General features: G+C 36.5%; 11 protein-coding genes. All 11 read right to left on the bottom strand.

Annotated elements, in window-relative coordinates:
- Nucleotide 1 precedes the first annotated feature (1 nt).
- Nucleotides 2-808: an SDR family oxidoreductase gene (locus tag ACHZAX_RS04865; protein WP_101309045.1), complete on the bottom strand. Its 807-nt coding sequence runs from the start codon at nucleotides 806-808 to the stop codon at nucleotides 2-4.
- A gap of 54 nt (nucleotides 809-862) precedes the next feature.
- A complete protein-coding gene (locus ACHZAX_RS04860) occupies nucleotides 863-1,501 on the bottom strand; it encodes an NUDIX hydrolase (protein WP_320018243.1) in 639 nt (212 codons plus the stop codon).
- 209 nt (nucleotides 1,502-1,710) lie between these two features.
- On the bottom strand, nucleotides 1,711-3,336 hold the full coding sequence (locus ACHZAX_RS04855; RefSeq protein WP_320018242.1) for a glycoside hydrolase family 43 protein: 1,626 nt from the start codon (nucleotides 3,334-3,336) through the stop codon (nucleotides 1,711-1,713).
- Nucleotides 3,337-3,376: 40 nt separating this feature from the next.
- Complete coding sequence (locus tag ACHZAX_RS04850; protein ID WP_320018241.1) at nucleotides 3,377-5,317, bottom strand: sialate O-acetylesterase; 1,941 nt, start codon at nucleotides 5,315-5,317, stop codon at nucleotides 3,377-3,379.
- 68 nt (nucleotides 5,318-5,385) lie between these two features.
- Nucleotides 5,386-6,357: a glycoside hydrolase family 43 protein gene (locus ACHZAX_RS04845; protein WP_320018240.1), complete on the bottom strand. Its 972-nt coding sequence runs from the start codon at nucleotides 6,355-6,357 to the stop codon at nucleotides 5,386-5,388.
- A gap of 121 nt (nucleotides 6,358-6,478) precedes the next feature.
- Nucleotides 6,479-7,612: an endo-1,4-beta-xylanase gene (locus tag ACHZAX_RS04840; protein ID WP_320018239.1), complete on the bottom strand. Its 1,134-nt coding sequence runs from the start codon at nucleotides 7,610-7,612 to the stop codon at nucleotides 6,479-6,481.
- Nucleotides 7,613-7,717: 105 nt separating this feature from the next.
- On the bottom strand, nucleotides 7,718-9,187 hold the full coding sequence (locus ACHZAX_RS04835; protein WP_101309048.1) for an MFS transporter: 1,470 nt from the start codon (nucleotides 9,185-9,187) through the stop codon (nucleotides 7,718-7,720).
- 745 nt (nucleotides 9,188-9,932) lie between these two features.
- Nucleotides 9,933-12,119, bottom strand: coding sequence for an endo-1,4-beta-xylanase (locus ACHZAX_RS04830; protein WP_101309049.1), 2,187 nt, complete (start codon nucleotides 12,117-12,119; stop codon nucleotides 9,933-9,935).
- Between the two features lie 82 nt (nucleotides 12,120-12,201).
- A complete protein-coding gene (locus tag ACHZAX_RS04825; RefSeq protein ID WP_101309050.1) occupies nucleotides 12,202-13,587 on the bottom strand; it encodes a glycan-binding surface protein in 1,386 nt (461 codons plus the stop codon).
- A 43-nt stretch (nucleotides 13,588-13,630) separates the two neighbouring features.
- Entirely contained in the window at nucleotides 13,631-15,262 is a 1,632-nt protein-coding gene (locus tag ACHZAX_RS04820) for a RagB/SusD family nutrient uptake outer membrane protein (RefSeq protein WP_320018238.1), read from the bottom strand.
- 59 nt (nucleotides 15,263-15,321) lie between these two features.
- The gene (locus ACHZAX_RS04815) at nucleotides 15,322-18,477 is read right to left on the bottom strand and encodes a SusC/RagA family TonB-linked outer membrane protein (RefSeq protein ID WP_320018237.1); all 3,156 of its coding nucleotides are present in this window, start codon (nucleotides 18,475-18,477) and stop codon (nucleotides 15,322-15,324) included.
- Nucleotides 18,478-18,818 lie beyond the last annotated feature (341 nt).

Raw genomic sequence — 18,818 nt, 5'->3', positions numbered from 1 at the left:
TTTATACACCACTAAATGAGCTAAAACCTCCATCAACAGGCAATATCACACCTGTGATAAAGGATGCTGCATCAGAGCATAAAAATTGAACTGCTCCATTTAATTCTTTAATATCCCCAAATCGTCCCATTGGCGTGCGTGCCAATACTTTCTCACTTCTTTCAGTATATGAACCATCCGGGTTAATTAATACATTCCGGTTTTGATCTCCAATAAAGAAACCCGGAGCAATTGCATTTACACGGATTTTTTCGCTGAACTTCGTTGCCATTTCCATGGCCATCCACTGAGTGAAAATATTGATTCCTGTTTTAGCTACGGAATATCCCAAAACCCTTGTAATTGCAGAATAAGTCGCCATTGATGAAATGGTTATGATACTGCCTTCCCCTTGTTCAGACATTGCTTCGCCAAAAACAAGACTTGGATACACAGTTCCATTCATATTGAGGTTATTTACTTTCTCAAAGTCCTCAATTTTCATATCGAAAACAGTTTGTTGCTCGGTAAGTGTTGCTCCGGGCAAATTACCACCAGCTGCATTTACTAAAATGTCAACCTTTCCCCATTTTTTAATGATTATTTCCCGAGCTTGTTTGAGCTCATCCATGCTTAAAACACTGGATACAAAACCAATGGCCTCACCACCCAATTCTTCCAACTCCTTTACCCGGTTGTTTACATTTTCTTCCCGGATATCCAGTATGGCAACTTTTACCCCTGCATTAATTAAACTACGGGCAATACTTCCTCCTAATACGCCCCCTCCACCGGTTACTACGGCAACTTTTCCTTTAATTTCAAACATCGTTTAATTTATTTTTAACGTATATTATACGTTATATCATTTGTATAAATTTTTTTAGCTATTTTCTTTTAATCGATATAAAAAAGCAGGACGCTGTTTTCCACCAATTGTTTTTTCATTCAGTTTTTCAACTAGTCCCTGAACCATTACTTTTTTTCTGAAATTTCTATTGTCAATTGTCTGCTGCAGAAAAGTTTCATACAAGTCCTGCATTTGATTGAGCGGAAATTTTTCAGGCAATAAATTAACTAAAATTGGTTTTCTCCAAATTTCGTCCTTTAACCACTTTAAAGAATATGCTATCATTGCATTGTGGTCGAAAGGCAATTTTTTAAGATTATTCGTTTTACTCCACTTGATTCTTTTCGCATGCGCTCCTGCTATCAATTCAAACTGCTCAGGTTTTACCAAAGCACAATACAATATTGAAATAACTCTGCGATCAGGATACCGATTGGTTACACCAAACAAGCCTACTTGTGATAAAAACAAATTTGACATACCCGTTAACTCGTTAAGTAACCTATGGGCAGCATCATCAATATTTTCATCGATATAAATATTTCCACCCGGAAGTGACCATTCATTATATTCAGGCTCCTTATCTCTTTTTATTAATAAGACCTTCAATTCTCCATTCACGTAACCAAATATGGCACAGTCAATTGAAACATTTAATAATATATCCCGCATGAAATAATTAGTTTGCGTACAATATACGTATATTGTTTGAATTTTTTAGAGACTCTCTAAAAAAAATTAGCTATACCATTAGTAATGTGATTAATATAGCAACAACAATTACTCAACATAAAAAAATGGCTGTCCGCAGAACAACGAACAACCATACATTTTTAAAATTGAAATATTTGACAGAATCAATACAACTAACAGACTTCTAACTATTTTGCATCATACTCAAACCAATCAAATTCAGCCTTATTTGTTGACTCATGACCATTACTGCTGGTATAAAACCCAAGCATAGGCCCGGTAAAATCGGTACCGCTCTGACTAGCATTTACCGTAGCGTCCTGAATATCGCCAATAGGCTGAAGCGAGGTTTTATCCTTGCCAAAATAAAACTGATATTTTAATTTATTTGCTTTTAAACCCAAAATTAAATCCCCAGACATAACATTCTCTGTTGCAACCAGCATCTCTTCGCCCACTTTAACACGATATAGTTTCACAATATTTTTACCCTGTTCTGATGTTTTTACTAATCTGAAATTACGTGCATTATTATAAACTGCGACAAAACCAGCCTCTTCATTATCGTTGGCAGGATTAAAATTCACTTTTGTAAAAGAATCAAAAGAAAATTCACTGATTCGCTGTGCCAACAATGAAGGTTGCTCAAGTTTAGTCATCATTTGAGGACGAGTATCCAAAGTAATTTTGCCTTTTGAAATATCATGCCATTTCTCATACGGCGTGCGCAGAAAAACCCATTTCAAAGCCAAATTATCATCATCAAAATCATCACGGACTGGATATGACTCAACTGGTGTCCAGGGTAAGTTTGGTCGTTTTTCCTCGAAACGTACTTTACCAACTCCACGATTAAACAACGGCCAACCATCTTCAAATTCCATTGGCACAAGGTAAGTTTCGCGGCCTAATAAATTTTTTCCTCCGCATGAGCGAACAGCTAACATCACAGCCCACCACTCCTTATTTTGCGTTTGAACAATATCGCAGTGTCCAACTGCAGAAATGGGATAATCGCGTCCTAAATTACGATGTGTTAATACCGGATTAATATTTGATGGTGTATATTTACCCTTTACTTTATCACTCTCAAAAACCGTAATGGCATGATTAAAACTTGTGCCACCTTCGGCAATCATCAACAGATAACGATCATTTATTTTATAAAGATGTGGTCCTTCGCCCCAAACTGCATTTGTGGCATGACCAAAAGTGGCCTGAACCGGCTCACCTACAAGTTGTTTTGTCTCCAAATCGAGTTGCTGAATAAAAACGCCATTCTGACCTTCCCATTCACGTTTCCCTGAAATATTATGAGCTCCAACGTACCAACATGTACCATCATCATCCCAGAAAAGAGTAGGATCTATTCCTGGTGTATTTAACCAAACAGGATTACTCCAAGGTCCTGCCGGATCTTTTGCCGTAACGTAAAAATTACCTTTGCAACCTACACAAGTCGTTATCATGTAAAATAAACCATCGTGATAACGCAATGTAGGCGCAAAAATTCCTCTTGATGCACCCAAGCCTTCATTCAATTGCAATTGCTCCGGCCTATCCAACACATGGCCTATTTGTTTCCAATTCACCAAATCTTTACTATGAAAAATCGGTACTCCGGGAAACCATTCAAAGGAAGAATTAACCATATAATAATCATCACCTACGCGACAAATGGATGGATCTGGATAAAATCCTCTTAAAATTGGGTTATGGTAAGTTTTATTCGTTTCGGTATTATTTTCTTGTGCTCTAAGTCCTGTCATTAAGAGCAAAAATAATATCATCAGTGAAAATATATTTTTCTTCATTAGCTTAATTTTGGTGATTAAAATTCTCAACACATACCAACTACCAAGTATCTGTTCTAAAAGGAGAAGCAGGCAATTTCTCTTTATTAAACAAATTTGCACTCTCAGGATTATCTGCCCAAGCATATCGTACAGCTAATGGTTTTTTAACCTTATCGCTCCATACAATAACCTTATTGTCAACAATTTTTGCTTTTGCCCAGACAAACTTTTTATCTTTTCCAGCAATAGCAAACTCCTTAAGCTCTCCTCCTCCTTTTACGATCAAACCGCTTCCAATTTGGTCAAAAAAAAGAATTACCTTGTTTTTTTCAACCTTCATAGATCGATACATGGGACCTGAATAAACAACATGATCGTCGCCATAAGCAATCCTTTTTGCAACAAGAACCAATCTTTCACCTACATCCTTCTTATTAAGCGGATGAATATCATTCCACTCTCCAATATCAATAGTTACAGCCATTCCTGTATTTGGAACTGATAATGCTTTGAACTGAGCTTCTCTTAGCATTGCCCAATTACTCTCTGACGGCTGATCTTTAGGTGACATAAAATTAGGTAACTGAACACATAAAAAAGGAAAATCTCCTTGCCCCCATTGCTTCCTCCAGTTTTTAATAAGAGATGATAACAGATGTTCATACTCATTGGGGCGACCAGTATTAGATTCTCCCTGATACCATACCGCACCTTTAATTTTGTAGTTCAATAATGGAGCAATCATTGCATTGTATAAGCCTCCTGATTTCCATCTGATAAAAGTTGGTCCTTGTAAAGGCTCCATTGCCACTCCCAGTTTGTACTTCCATTCTCCTTTAAGATCTATTTTAAAATCATCGAATACGATTTGATATGGCTTACCGTCTACAAAACCACCTCTTCCACCATTACTGATCACACGAATCGAAATCGTATTTTTTCCTTCAACCAATATTCCTGCAGGAATAGTATATCGACGTGGTGGGTATTGATAGCTGGTTGTTCCTATAAATTTTCCGTTTACAAAGACTGAATCAGCATCAATAATTCGCCCCATATTTAGTAAGCCCTCTTTGTTACAATATTCAGCAGGAATCTCAATTTCCTTTCGAAACCAAACAACGCCATTCACATATCCCAACTTCCCATCAGCCCAATAACCAGGAATGGTCATGCTGCTCCAATCTGAAGTATTACTACCTTTAGCCCGCCAGTTTTCTTTCTGACCTTCGTCATTTACTGTTGATTTTTGATACCAATTGTTACTTCTACTATTATCACTTTGCTCAATTGAATCAATTACAGCTTGATTTTTAAATTTTTGCAATTCAGCATCATAAGACGGAAACTCTTTAAGTGCCTCCTCATTTAACCAAGCTTGCGCCGGAGAGCCACCTAAACTGCTGTTAATTATCCCAATAGGCACATTATATTCTGAATTTAATTTTTGGGCGAAAAAATAAGATACTGCAGAAATATTATTAATCGTGTTCTTATTAATATCTACCCAATTTCCATTTTGCAAATCATTTTTAACCGTGTTGAAATTATATTTCTTCGGCACTTCAAAATATCTGATGTTTCTGTTATCGGCTTTTGCAATCTCTTCCTTGTAAAGAGGACTCACTCTTCGCATAGGCAATTCCATATTGGACTGACCTGAACAAACCCAAACATCACCAACTAAAATATTTTTAAGATGAATCGTATCGCTTGCGCAGATATTCATTACATAAGGGCCACCGGCTTTCTGTATCGGAAGCATAACAAACCATTCCCCTTTATCATTGGCAATGGTTTTATACAGAGAATCTCTGTAATTAACTGATACCTTCTCATTTTTCGCACTCCAGCCCCAAATTTTGACATCCACATCACGCTGAAGCACCAATCCATTTGAGATCAGTTTAGGCAAACGCAACTGAGCTGATACCATAAAAGGCATCAAAAACAGACTACCCAAAAGAATAAAAGAAAGAGCTCTTCGATTAAAATACATGCTGTAATTTTTTTTAACTTTATTTAGAAATTCAATTCTGTAATCTTGCTGCGATACAAATCATATGGTTATTCGTCCATTCCATCGATCGTTTTAATAGAACCATCTTCATTGTATTCCAACTCTGTAACTTTCATGCTGCGAAGCCATGTTTTTCCTCCAGAAGGTTTACTATCGTGATGAAACAGATACCATTTCTCTTTAAATTCACAAATAGAATGATGCGTAGTCCAGCCTACTACAGGTGTAAGAATTACTCCTTTGTAAGTAAAAGGACCATAAGGTGAATCTCCAACAGCATAACAAAGCAAATGAGTATTTCCGGTTGAGTAAGAAAAATAATATTTGCCATTGTATTTATGCATCCACGATGCTTCGAAGAAGCGACGATCATGATCTCCGGCTTTTAAAGGCTCTCCATTTTCATCCAAGATAACAAGGCTTTTAGGTTCTTCAGCAAATTCCAACAGATCATCTGACATTTTTACAACCCGAGCCGGTAATGAAGGCTCATCATCGGCGGGTTCGGAACCACACTCCTGTGCTTTATTGTTTCGGTAACGTTGCAACTGACCTCCCCAAAGACCACCAAAATACATATAATGCTGACCATCCTCATCTTCAAAAACGGCAGGATCGATGCTATAACTTCCAATAATAGGGTGCTTTTCAGGAACAAAAGGCCCTTCAGGCTTATCGCTTACTGCAACACCAATGCGGAAAATATCTGTTTTATCTTTTACCGGAAAGTACAAATAATACTTACCGTTCTTATGAGCAACATCAGTATCCCACATCTGGCGACCGGCCCAAGGCACATCTTCCACATCCAAAGCCACTCCATGATCTGTTACTTCACCATCAATATCATCCATTGAGAATACATGATAATCGCGCATATCAAAATGATCACCATTATCATTTTCAGGAATACCTGATTCGATATCATGAGATGGATAAATATACAGTTTGCCGTTAAATACGTGTGCTGATGGATCTGCGGTATATAAACCATCAACTAAATACCTTGGGTTCTTCATTATCTTATTTTTTTCAAGCTTTTTTACCAAGCTCTATTCATATTATTAATTCAATAGAATACGTGTATCAAATTCTTATTTAAATGACACTTTGGGATCAACACTTTAACCAATAAACCGATTACAGATCTTCTTTAATTATTTTTTCAACAATTGGTTTTGCTTTATACTCTCTGTCAAACAAAAGAGGATAATCTGTACGTCCTTTAACAGGCCAATAATTGCGCCATGACTGAGCATCACTAACTCCCCAAAGGGTAACACGGCTAATTTTATCGCTATGTTTATAAAACAATTTGAAAAAATCCTGATAGCGCTCTGTAATTTTTATACTCATAGAATCAGGCAGTCCATTTGCATATGGGTCCAACTTCTTCTGAAATTCGAAATTTAAAGCTATATCGGCCCCAGCATTCATATTTGGCATAGGAAGAACAGTCAAATCCAGCTCCGTAACCATCACCTTAACACCCAATTCGGAAAAAGCCACTATGCTTTTCTCAAAATCCTCAATCGTAGGATCATCCATTGAGATGTGTCCTTGCATGCCAATACCATCAATTCTGACTACTTGTTCCTGCAATGATTTCACCATAGCCATAACTCCTTCTCTTTTGCCCTTTTTCGCCATCGAGTAATCATTGTAGTAAAGCTCAGCTTCCGGATCTGCTTCATGTGCAAATTCAAATGCTAACTTAACAAAGTCTGCCCCAATTATTTCGTAAAATTTACTTTTACGCCAGGTTCCATCATCCAAAACAGCTTCATTAACAACATCCCAGCCTTTTATAATTCCTTTATAACGACCTACCACTGTGTGTATATGACTTCTCATTCTTTCAATAAGAACATCTCTTGAGACATCATTTCCCTGCTTATCTACGAAAAGCCAATCTGGTGCCTGAGAATGCCAAATCAGAGTATGCCCCGTTATAAATAGCTTATTATCAAGTCCAAACCGGACAAATTTATCCGCCATATTAAAATCAAACTCACCTTCAACAGGTTGAACCAATTCACTTTTCATCACATTTTCAGCTACAACAGCATTAAAATGTTGTTTTATGATTTTTATGGCAGAGGTGTCAGCACCAACTATTTGGTCACTATTTAATGCTGTACCTATATAAAACCTATCGCCAACAGCCATTTTTAATGATACTGGCTTTACTTCTGTTTTTGAACAACCATACAACATACTCAGTAGTAAAACCGAAAAAAACTCATAAATGCAAATTCGCCTTAATTGACTCATAAATTGTTTATTTTATTATTTTTTTTTATTTTTCATAAGCAAATAAAAACATCAACAGTTCTTATTGCCCGATACAATTAACCTGCCAGCAGACAATGTTAAAAACTATAATTCATTTCTTCGTTTGCTTAACGCATCCTCAATTTCTACTTCCTTCTTTTTATCAATCTTGTAGAAAAACAAGCATCCAATTGCAATAAAAAATGTAATAGTTGGGAATACGCTTAAAGAAAGTTTTATTCCATTAATTGTTTCAGGACTTTGAACATCAAGCAGATGGCTATATCCATAACTTGCTAAAATTCCGGCCACTAAAGCTCCACCTACGCTCAAACCTGCCTTTAAACCAAATATCATTGCGGAAAAAATAATTGCAGTTGCCCTACGGTTATTTTTCCATTCGGAATAATCAGCCACATCGGCAATCATTGCCCATAACAGCGGTGTGGTAATGCCATAAAAGAAACCATGCAATAACTGACTTATAAATACCAAAGCTATAGATTCCGGAGAATAAAAATAAAATAAAAGCAAACATAAAGTGGCAAGAAAAAGACTCACTCCAAATACATCCCTTTTGCCATATTTATCGGCCAAGCCCTTTGAAAACATAATTCCAATAATCATGAAAATGATTCCTCCGGCATTAAAAAGACTAAAACCTGATGTTGCAACATCTTCGGGCCACAAGAAGCCCACAAAGCCCATATTTGACAACAGATTATTTAAACCACTAATAAAAGAATTAAAGCCAATATCATTTAAAAAAACTGCTAAATGTTGTTCACTTAAATAATTTTCGAAATAAAACACATACATACCGCCTTTCAGCGACAGCGTAATAAATACGAATACAGTAACAACAAGCATTACAATCCACGGCCTGTTTTTCATCAAATCTTTAACATCTTGTTTTACCGATGTTGTTTCTGTCTGAGTTGAAACCACACGTTCCTTTGTTGTTAAAAAAGTGATGATAAAAAAGACAATACCAACAAGTGCAAAAACTCCCATTACATTTTCAAAGCCTTTTGCCTTATCGCCGTCACCAAATATTAACACCAATGGTAATAATAAACCTTGAACTATGAATTGAGCTACCATTACTGCAGTAAAACGATATGATGAAATACTGTTGCGTTCTGCCATATTTCCTGTTAAAACGCCACTCAGAGCCGAGTATGGTAAGTTATTGGCACTATAAAGTAGTACTAATAAGATATAAGTAATAAATGCGTATGCAATTTTACCTCCCGGACCAAACTGCGGCGTACTAAAAGCCAATAAGGCCATAAGCCCAAAAGGGATTGATGTCCAAAGAATCCATGGACGAAATTTCCCCCACCTTGTTTTGGTACGATCAGCAATAACACCCATTATTGGGTTAAAGCATGCTCCAATCATACCTCCCGAAAAAATAATTACGGAGGCTGTTCCTGCCGGAATCTTATACACATCGGTATAAAAGAAGGCCAAAAACGTCATCAACGTTTGAAAAATGAGGTTAGCAGCAAGATCCCCTAAACTGTATCCAATCTTTTCAACTACCGATACTTTATCTGATTTTAATGTCATTTTGTAATATTTAATACTGACTTTATTATTCGATGTTATTTATTAAAAAAGTGGCTCCTTATAAACTTCAATTATTGTGCGAACCACCCAAAACTGTTAACCAAAAATACTTGTATTGAAATAAACTCTCGTAATGCTGTGTTACACAAATTTGTTAGTTTGTTACATCGTTTTCATTCCCGTTACATTTAATTTCATTTTGGTTACATCCTGTTTGTGGAACTTCTTTAAAGATCAAATTGTATAACTATTCACTGTCTGTTTGCAATATATTATATGCATAAAGTTCTTCCCGACATCGCTAATTTCAATTGGTACAACAATTGTGATTATTCAGTAAAAAAACCTATCTATCTTTTCCAGACATAGAAAAATCCGGTCTTTATAATTCCTGATTTTTGCCTGTCCAAGCCCTTTAGGCTTATTATGATGACCTTTAAGTTTATTGAATGTTATGCCTGCGATGTATTATTAATTTAGGCTGACTATCCGTTTAATAAAACAATTAATCACAATCTTCGTCGTACAGTAATATTCTTCTCCCATTCAAACAATCAATAAAAAGATCAAAAAAAAAGAATACTGAATCCAATTCGGTTATTGTTCATTTTAATTCCTTCTATCATTCCAGAATCAACTCACTTATTACTTACACTATTGGACACAGATTTATAGAATCCCCTCACAATCAGCATGTTAAGATACACATTGATTGTGAGGGATTACAATGAATTAATATTAGAAATTAGTATTCTAGTTCACCCGAGAAATCTTCACTTACATCGCGTCCTGCAAGACCATCACACACTCCCTTAAAAGCATGTTTTCGATTGTAATCCGCATCCCAAAGATTAGGTGATTCATCTGGAAGCCAATATTGATGTTCATCCTCATTATCGGAAACACCCCATATCGTTACTCCATATTGCTGTGCTGCAGGAATGTATTTCATGTACATATCCAAAACATATTGATACATGTCTGCCTGAGAAGCTTGTTGTGCTACCGTTGGATTCTTAGTTCCCAATCTCACATCCAGCTCCGAGACTTTAATCAATTTTCCACTAGCTGCTAGCTTTTGGAACATTTCTGCAATCTTATCACGATCGCTATTAATAGATATGTGCATTTGAGTTCCAATACCATCAACGATTGCCCCCTGGCTTTCAATGTACTCTACATAATCGATCAACCCTTCACATTTGGATATGCTAGACTCGAGATTATAATCATTGATAAAAAGCTTATCTGTTGCATTACCATTTTGGCGAGCTAAATTAAATGCAGTTACAGCATAGTCTTTTCCAAGGTATTTTACCCATGAGAAGTAATCACTTTCAGGATCAGTTTTATTCCCATCTCTAAGTGTTCCATCTTCTTTCATTGGTTCGTTCACTACATCCCATGCATGAATATTGTTTTTGTAATGAGTGACCATTCCGGTAATCCAATCTTCCATTGCATTTCCAATGATTTCCGATTTTTCCTCATCTGTTTTTTCAATGATAGTTGGGCCTGAATTACCTCCATCAGTAGCTCCTGTAGTAACAACTACATTATCTACATAATAAGTACCTTCAACACCTCCCAAATCAAAATTTAAACCTGTTTCTCCACCATCGGCAGTAAATACCCATTCTACATATTGCCATGTTGGAGATGTAGCTTGATCGCTCTGGTAATGTGCTGAACCAGTTGTAGAACAACGAACAGAACCTGCAGCTTCAGATTTTATAAAATAAGAAATAGTATATTCTTCGCCTGCAGTTAAGTTTGCAGTAAAATCAGAATGAATTTGTGTTTTCCACTGGCCTCCTGCACCACTATTAGCAGCATCAGCAATTATTTTCATAGCACCATTGCCTTCGTAAGCATCAGCAACATCAGCAAGACTTAATGCTGTATCACCACCATTCCACTTTGCCCATCCATCAATGCCTCCGTCAAATGTTCCATTAGCAATCATATTTACAACTTCAGGCACTGCATCCTGATCCACTACCTTAATATTATCAACATCAATTAAATATGTAACACCAGGCAAATAACCTAAATCAAAATTCACTTTGAATGTTACACCTGTAAAATCGTTCACAGTAAATTTCACCTGTTGCCATTGAGAGGTTGTTTCAAAAGCTTCTGTCCAACTACCACCTGTGTTATACCAATCCTTATAAGGATAGTTATTCTCTAAGCCGCTAAAAGAGATGCGGCCTTTACCTGCCTGATCTGATTTGATATAGAAAGAAACCTCATAAGTATGTCCACTTACAACAGGAATTTCTGGTGTTATTAGCTGTAGTTCATATGCTTGAGCAGATGAAGAACTTGCAATCATTTTAACCGCTTGTGAACTACTGGATAAACCAGAACCATCCTCAACAGTAATTCCATCTCCACTATTCCAGGCACCCCAACCTGCGAGCGTTCCATCTTTTAAACCTGATAAATCGAGTGAATTACTCCCTCCGGAAGCAGGGATTACTGTCGCTGCTATTAAACCATTCAAATAACTTGCATCTTGATTGGCATGCCAAACCAAGGTATGACCAAATACTGAAAGTCCGTTTCCAGTCACTTCTTCAAGAAATGAGTCAACCTTTTCAAATTGTATTTCTCCTTTAGCATCAACCATTGGTCCATGTTTCATATCGTATCCAACGGTAATTTCATCAAAGTTTGCATTTGTCAAATTATGATATGCTTCATTCTCCAGATACTGATTAAGACCGATTCCAACTCCAAGAGTAAATTCAGTATAGGTATTTAAGGCGTCATAACGGCTAATTTTTTCTACCAATCCCAAAGGCAGTTCCTCTGTTGTAACTTCACCATGTGTTGAATCTTTTTTCCAGTCCATTATTTGATCATCGCATGATGAAAAGACCGTTAAAACCACAGCGATTATAGGTAATAATTTTATGTATTTCATTTTTCTTTGTTTTAGAATAACACGATTTATCTAAGCATTATCTCAACTTGACAAATTCATGGTTATTATCGCTTAAATATGTTTATTCTTCATCTTCAGGAAAATCACTATAAGTTGGTGTTTCCAAAGAAACGATTCTCCAATTATCAGTATAAACACTAACAGATGTAGCCACGGAAGTGAATTCTGTTTCGCTGTCACTATCATTGCCTGTAATATTCGCTAGAGTAAAATCTGTGTTTTCGAAGTAAAATCCAAAGTTCTTATAATTGGCTGTTTCCCGATAAGTCAATATATCTTCAAAAGTGAAACCGTCTTCTGAATAATCATAAATCATATTCAGAGGAATGGTTGCAGTAGTCCAACCCGTTGTTTGAAAAGCTTCCGCCTCGCCATTAACGATCCATGGTACGTAATTGTAACAGGCACCAGCCCATTCACCTCCATTAAATCCATTTACTAAACATATTTTTAAAAATCCTGTCTCGGACCATGCTTCAGGTACATAAATATCAAACTGCAATGCCACTTCGGAAAGAGGTGTTGTTGCCGGAATATATGGCGTTAACTGACCACGCCAGTCATCTGTGCCATTTCCTGCTGTCCATACTTCTGAACAACGAGGTGTTGCTGGATCAAATGATGCTATACGGGAAGGACGATGCGGCACATAGATTCCCTGAGAAATATTTTCGGTACCTATAGAAGCAGATTCCAAATCCTCATCCATAATCATACTTGTTGCGCTCCCCCAAAAACCATGCGTTCCAATTCCATCAAAATCAAGTATTACCCCTTTTTTGAAATTGAAATAGGCTGGAGAATAAGCACCTCCATTAGAACATTCAATCAGTAAAGAACCACCTTCATCTGAAACGCCCTCAGGAACAATTACTGTAAAAAATTCTCCTCCAACATCAGAAGTAATTCCTTCTGTTACTTCAACATTACCAGGAAAAACAACTTTACTGACTTCAACTAAACCAAAACCATTTACAGTAATAGTTTCACCTGCTAATGGTAAAGTATGCGAGATACTTGTTATAGATGGTGCTGCTGAGCGAATTTCAAATGAAAACGTAGCTTCATTGCCATCCTTTGTCATTCGAATGATATTTCGAACATCGGCTTCGGCTTCAACTGTAGGTGTATTTTTGGAAACACTAACTAACATTGAATTATCCGAAACATATACTGGATTAAAATAAGATGAAAGTCCATTAATGTAAACTTTCCTTAGCCCCATAAAACCCGAACCTTCAATTCGAATCATTTGTCCCAAACGGGCAAATGTTACTTCTCTGTCAGGTACCGATGAATTCACATCTTCTAAATATATTTTACTTATCGTAATTGGGCCAGTACTCAAATCCTCATCATCACAAGCTGTAAACAACATTGCAACAAGCATTATTCCAAGGAATGCGACAGATGTCCAACGATTTTTATTTAAATTATTTTTCTTCATGTTAATTGATATTTTAAATTCCAATTCACTTACTGTGAGAATATTAGAATAAATCAGTTATTTTTTCTTCAGTAAACTCATACGATACAGGTGATGCTTTCAACAATGGATTTTGCACAACTTCTGATTCTGGATAAGGTAACAGAAAGATCGTTTCATCCACATTACCAATAGAGCGAGAAGATCTAGTACGGGTTTCATCTTCAGTGGCAGTATTTATTGCAGTATCATAAGTAAAAGGAACAATAGTGCCACGATCCTGACTTGTAATATAATTGACTACCTCCTGTTGTTGGTAATACGATCGGCGAACCAAATCATACCAGTACTGACCTTCCATGCATAATTCAACTCTTCTTTCATGAATAATATCTTCATAAGTAAGACTGCTTTTATCTTCAAGTCCTGCTCGGGAACGAAGCTTATTTATATATAGTAAAGCTGTTGCATCAGAAGTGCTTGCAGTATTACCTAAAACAGCCTCTGTGTAGTTCAAATAAACTTCAGCCAAACGTAACATATTAGTATTTAGAGCAGAGTTTTGTTTTGAAATTTTCGGGTTATCTTTTGTAGAGCCTACTACACCCTTTTTTACATTTAAAGCTTCGTGTGATTTTTCATAGGTATATCCACCATTAGCTTTACTAATTTCAGGATAAAAGTCACCATATCCCATCCAGGTAGCTTTACGACGAGCATCTGCAGATTCATACTCCTTTAGTACATCATAGGAAGCTCTTGTCCAGTATCCCCATGCCGCATCATCGCCGGTAATTTCAGATCCTGCTGCAAAATAAGCTTGCTGCGTATTGGTCACACCATAGTCGCCATTTGGAACCCATTGCAATGCAAACATCGACTCTGAGTTGTTGTTATTTTCTATCATGAATAAATCAGCATAATCATCCATTAATTCATAAGGACCTTTATCCATAACCATTTCAGCAGCTTTTTTAGCTAAATCAAGATATTCCTGATTACGTATTCCACTGTTTGGATCCTCACTTAAGCCAGAATATGATAAATAAATACGAGATAGCATCCCAAATGCGCTGTATTTTGTTACACGACCACCTTGAGCAGCCTGCTCAGGTAAATATTTAGCAGCATATTCTAAATCCCGCATTACAAATTCATACACATCTGTTATCGGATTGGTGTTTACAATTGGATTATTTACCAATGTTCCGGGATCTTCAGAAATGATTACATCTCCCCATAACGAAGCCATATACCAGTAAGCTGTCCCCCTCATAAAGCGTGCTTCCGCGATATATTGTTTTTGAATATCAGCATCAACATTACTTCCTTTTATACCAATAATTACTTTATTGGATTGTTGAATTACATTGTAAAATGATTGCCATGCCGAAACCAAAGGTCCGGTCAGACCCGTTTCCGTTAAATCACTAAACGGATAAACGTAGTCAGAGTATGGAGCGTATAAATTGTAAGAACGTCCATCGCCCAATCCGTAATAAAATTTGTCATTGAATTCGAACCAAACTTTGTTGTAAAGTGGTGCCGTTGCTGCTTTAAAATCCTCTTCTGACTGATAGAAATTCTCACTGGTGATTTGATCTTGAGGCTGTACCTCTAAAAAATCACTGCAACCGGTCCAAATAATGGGGAAAGCCATCAATAGAACCGTATATATAATATATTTTGTTTTCATCTGTATCATATTTTTATTACTTATGCTAGCTATTCGTTTCATCTTCAGAACATTTTCATTTAAAATGAAACATTTACCCCAAATGTATAGATCCGAGGTGAGGGATAACGTGCATTATCAATACCTGTTAAAAGTGCATCCTGATTGGTTGATCCAATTTCGGGATCATAGCCTGAGTATTTCGTGAAAGTGTACACATTTTGCAAATTGGTATAAACTTTCAGATTTTGGATTCCAAATCGAGAAACTAGTTTACGTGGAAGGTTATAACCAAAAGAAATACTTTGAATTCTTAAATAAGAACCGTCCTCCACAAACTTATTACTGTAACGATAGTTAGAAGTTGAAGAAGCTGAAGAAGCACTTATTCGTGGCATATTTGAAGCTCCTCCTGCGATTTGTACGTTACGGTAATCATTTGGTCCGTTTGGATCGATTAACGACAATTGCGCATACCCCAATGCAGATTTCAACAAGTTAGTATTTGCACGTGGATTTTCTAACCAGCGACGTTGGTAGTTTACTACTTCATTTCCATATGAACCAGATAGAAAGATATTCAAATCAAATCCTTTATAAGAAAAGGAATTACCAATTCCGAAGGTAAAATCAGCCTCAGGATTCCCAATATAACCTCGGTCTTCCTCGTTGATTACACCATCCTTATTTATATCCTCAAAAATATAATCTCCAATCCAAACACTATTTTCACCAATATCCATTCCTTCTGGTAAGGCTGTTGGTACTACATCTCCGGCACTGTTCTTGTAATAAAAATCAGTAGCCTTCTCGAAACGGCCAATCACTTTATATCCGTAGTATTGACCAATTGCTTTGCCAACTGCAGTTCGGGTAACTATTGTATTATCAGATCCCTGTTGAATATTTCTGTTTAATATTCCGGTTTCAGTATTGAGAGACAACACTTTATTTCTATTAACGGAAAAAACAAAATTAGAGCGCCAAAGGAAATCTCCTTTATCTATATTAACGGTATTCAATGTTAATTCAATTCCCTTATTTTCAAGAGAACCAACATTTACCCATGGTGCTGATGTTGCTCCTACCCCTGATGTACCAACGTAAGCAGGTAACGGCAACTGCAATAATAAATTCTTCGTTTTCTTATAGTAAATATCAGCAATAAACTCAATGCGATTGTTAAAAAGATTTAGGTCAACTCCTGCATTACTTGAATAAGTAGTTTCCCATTGCAGATCTTCATTTGCAGTATTAGCTGCAAGTAATCCAGTTCCCCAATTTGTAGCTGATGCTGCATAAGTTGAGGTATAAGCATAATTAGGTACGTTTTGATTACCCACTGTACCCCATCCCAAACGAAGTTTCAAATTATTGATAATATCATTATCTTTCAGGAAATTTTCATTGGATACTTTCCAGGCTATTGCCGCCGAAGGAAACCATCCCCATCGGTTATCTTTATGAAATTTTGATGAACCATCGTAACGCAGAGTTGCTGTTAATAAATATTTATCATCAAAAGAGTAGAACATTCTACCAAAATAGGAACTAATTGAGCTAACACCACTACCGTTTGAGTTTTTGGCTGTAGTAGCGTCACCGGCATTTAAATCTGTCGCTCCATTGGTTAAATATCCTGAACGGTAACCGTAAAGATTTTCCCAATGAGATTCCTGCATTTCCTGTCCTAACATCATTTTGATATTATGAATACCAAATTCACAATTGTAAGTCAGAATATTTTTCCAATTCCAATACTTATTGTATGACTTTGTTCGTGATCCTTCGCGTACTTCGTTAACAAGAGCTCCAAAAGTATAGGATGGATTAAATGTATAGGCATTGCCAAAACCATAATCCAATGAATATTCTGTTTTAAATGTAAGTCCTTTTATCAGTGTCGCTTCTGCAAAAGTGGAGGCTCTTATTCCAGCCTTTTCATTTCGGTTGTCTTTGATCATAGCCAAACCAACTGGATTGTTCTGAACGTACTCGTCAGTATCCGGTCCATCAAAAGATCCATCTGCATTACGAACTGCTACATTAGGAGTTTGTTTAAGGGCAGTTAAGATTAATGATGCATCTGAAACTGTTGTTTTTTGTTTAGAATTACTAAATGCAAAATTCACCCCAACTTTCAAAAAATCTTTCACCTGAGAATCGAAAGTTCCCCTTAGGTTAAATCGCTCGAATGCTGAACCAATAGCAATACCATCTTGATCAAGATAGCCTACTCCCATGGCATAAGTACTCTTATCTGTACCTCCGGAAACTGACAAGTTATGACTTTGCATCATTGCATGAGTAAACATCTCATCTTGCCAATCAGTACCTTCCCCTAACAGATCAGGACGAACAAAACTATTATCACGCATTACAATACCCATGTCTGCACGAGTATTTTTATGTATCGCATACTCTTGCAAATTAAGTAAATCAAGCTTTTTAGGCATCTCCTGCCATCCCATATAACCATCGTAAGTTATAGTAGCTTCACCTTTCTTTCCACGCTTGGTGGTAATAATAATAACTCCATTTGCAGCTCTAGATCCGTAAATCGCAGTTGCCGAAGCATCTTTCAAAACATCCATAGAAACAATATCTGATGGATTTATTGAAGAAAGAGCATTTTCGGTTCCAGAACCTGTAGCCCCATCAATAATTATCCCATCAATAACAAAAATTGGTTCATTTGACCCATTAAGAGAACTGATACCGCGAATGCGAATAGAAGAACCGGCACCCGGCGCTCCACTGTTTTGCTGCACCTGTACTCCTGCTGCACGCCCTTGTAAAACCTGATCGATAGACGTGGTAACCGATTGATTAATTGCTTCACTTGAAACAGAAACCACTGATCCTGTTAAGTCGGAACGCTTCATTTGTCCATAACCAACTATAACAACCTCATCAAGAGATTGTACATCCTCAACCATTACAACATTAATGGTGTTTTTATTATTCACCTCAATCGTTTGTGTATTGAAACCAATAAAATTAAAAGTAAGCTTGGCATTTGAAGGTACATCCATACTGTAAACACCATCAATATTAGTAATAGTACCCTGGGTTGTACCTAAAATAACAATATTAACACCAGGTAAGGATTCTCCTCCTGAGTCAGTTACTTTACCAGTTACTCTTATCGTCTGGGCTAATGTTACCAAAGGCACAGCGATTAAAAGGAGCAATAGTAATATCCCCTTTTTTGTTCGAACATAGCATTTTTTCATAGATTTAAAATTTGTAGTATTTAATTCTGATTTAATTACTAACTGCTTAAGTATTAAAAACAGTGGTTCTATATGTGGTGGTTTTATTGATTCCTTAGTGAATTATAATATAAATATGAAAACACTTAAATTTGTTGATTAAAAATACCTCTATTGAAATAAACTAACATGCCTGCATGTTACCAATAATTGTTTGTTTGTTACATCGTTTGCGTACCCGTTACATTTTATTTTATTTTGGTTACATTGACGGCTTAATTGCTTGTATTTAACCATTTTCAAGCCACCTAAAAACATTTTCAACATTTTATATTTATCTTTTAGTAAAGAACTTCGGATCA

The sequence above is a fragment of the Labilibaculum manganireducens genome (assembly GCF_963665805.2).
GTDB classification, from domain to species: Bacteria; Bacteroidota; Bacteroidia; order Bacteroidales; family Marinifilaceae; genus Labilibaculum; species Labilibaculum manganireducens.
The sequence above is the reverse complement of the archived record's forward strand: the minus strand, read 5'-3'. Positions and strand labels throughout refer to the sequence as shown.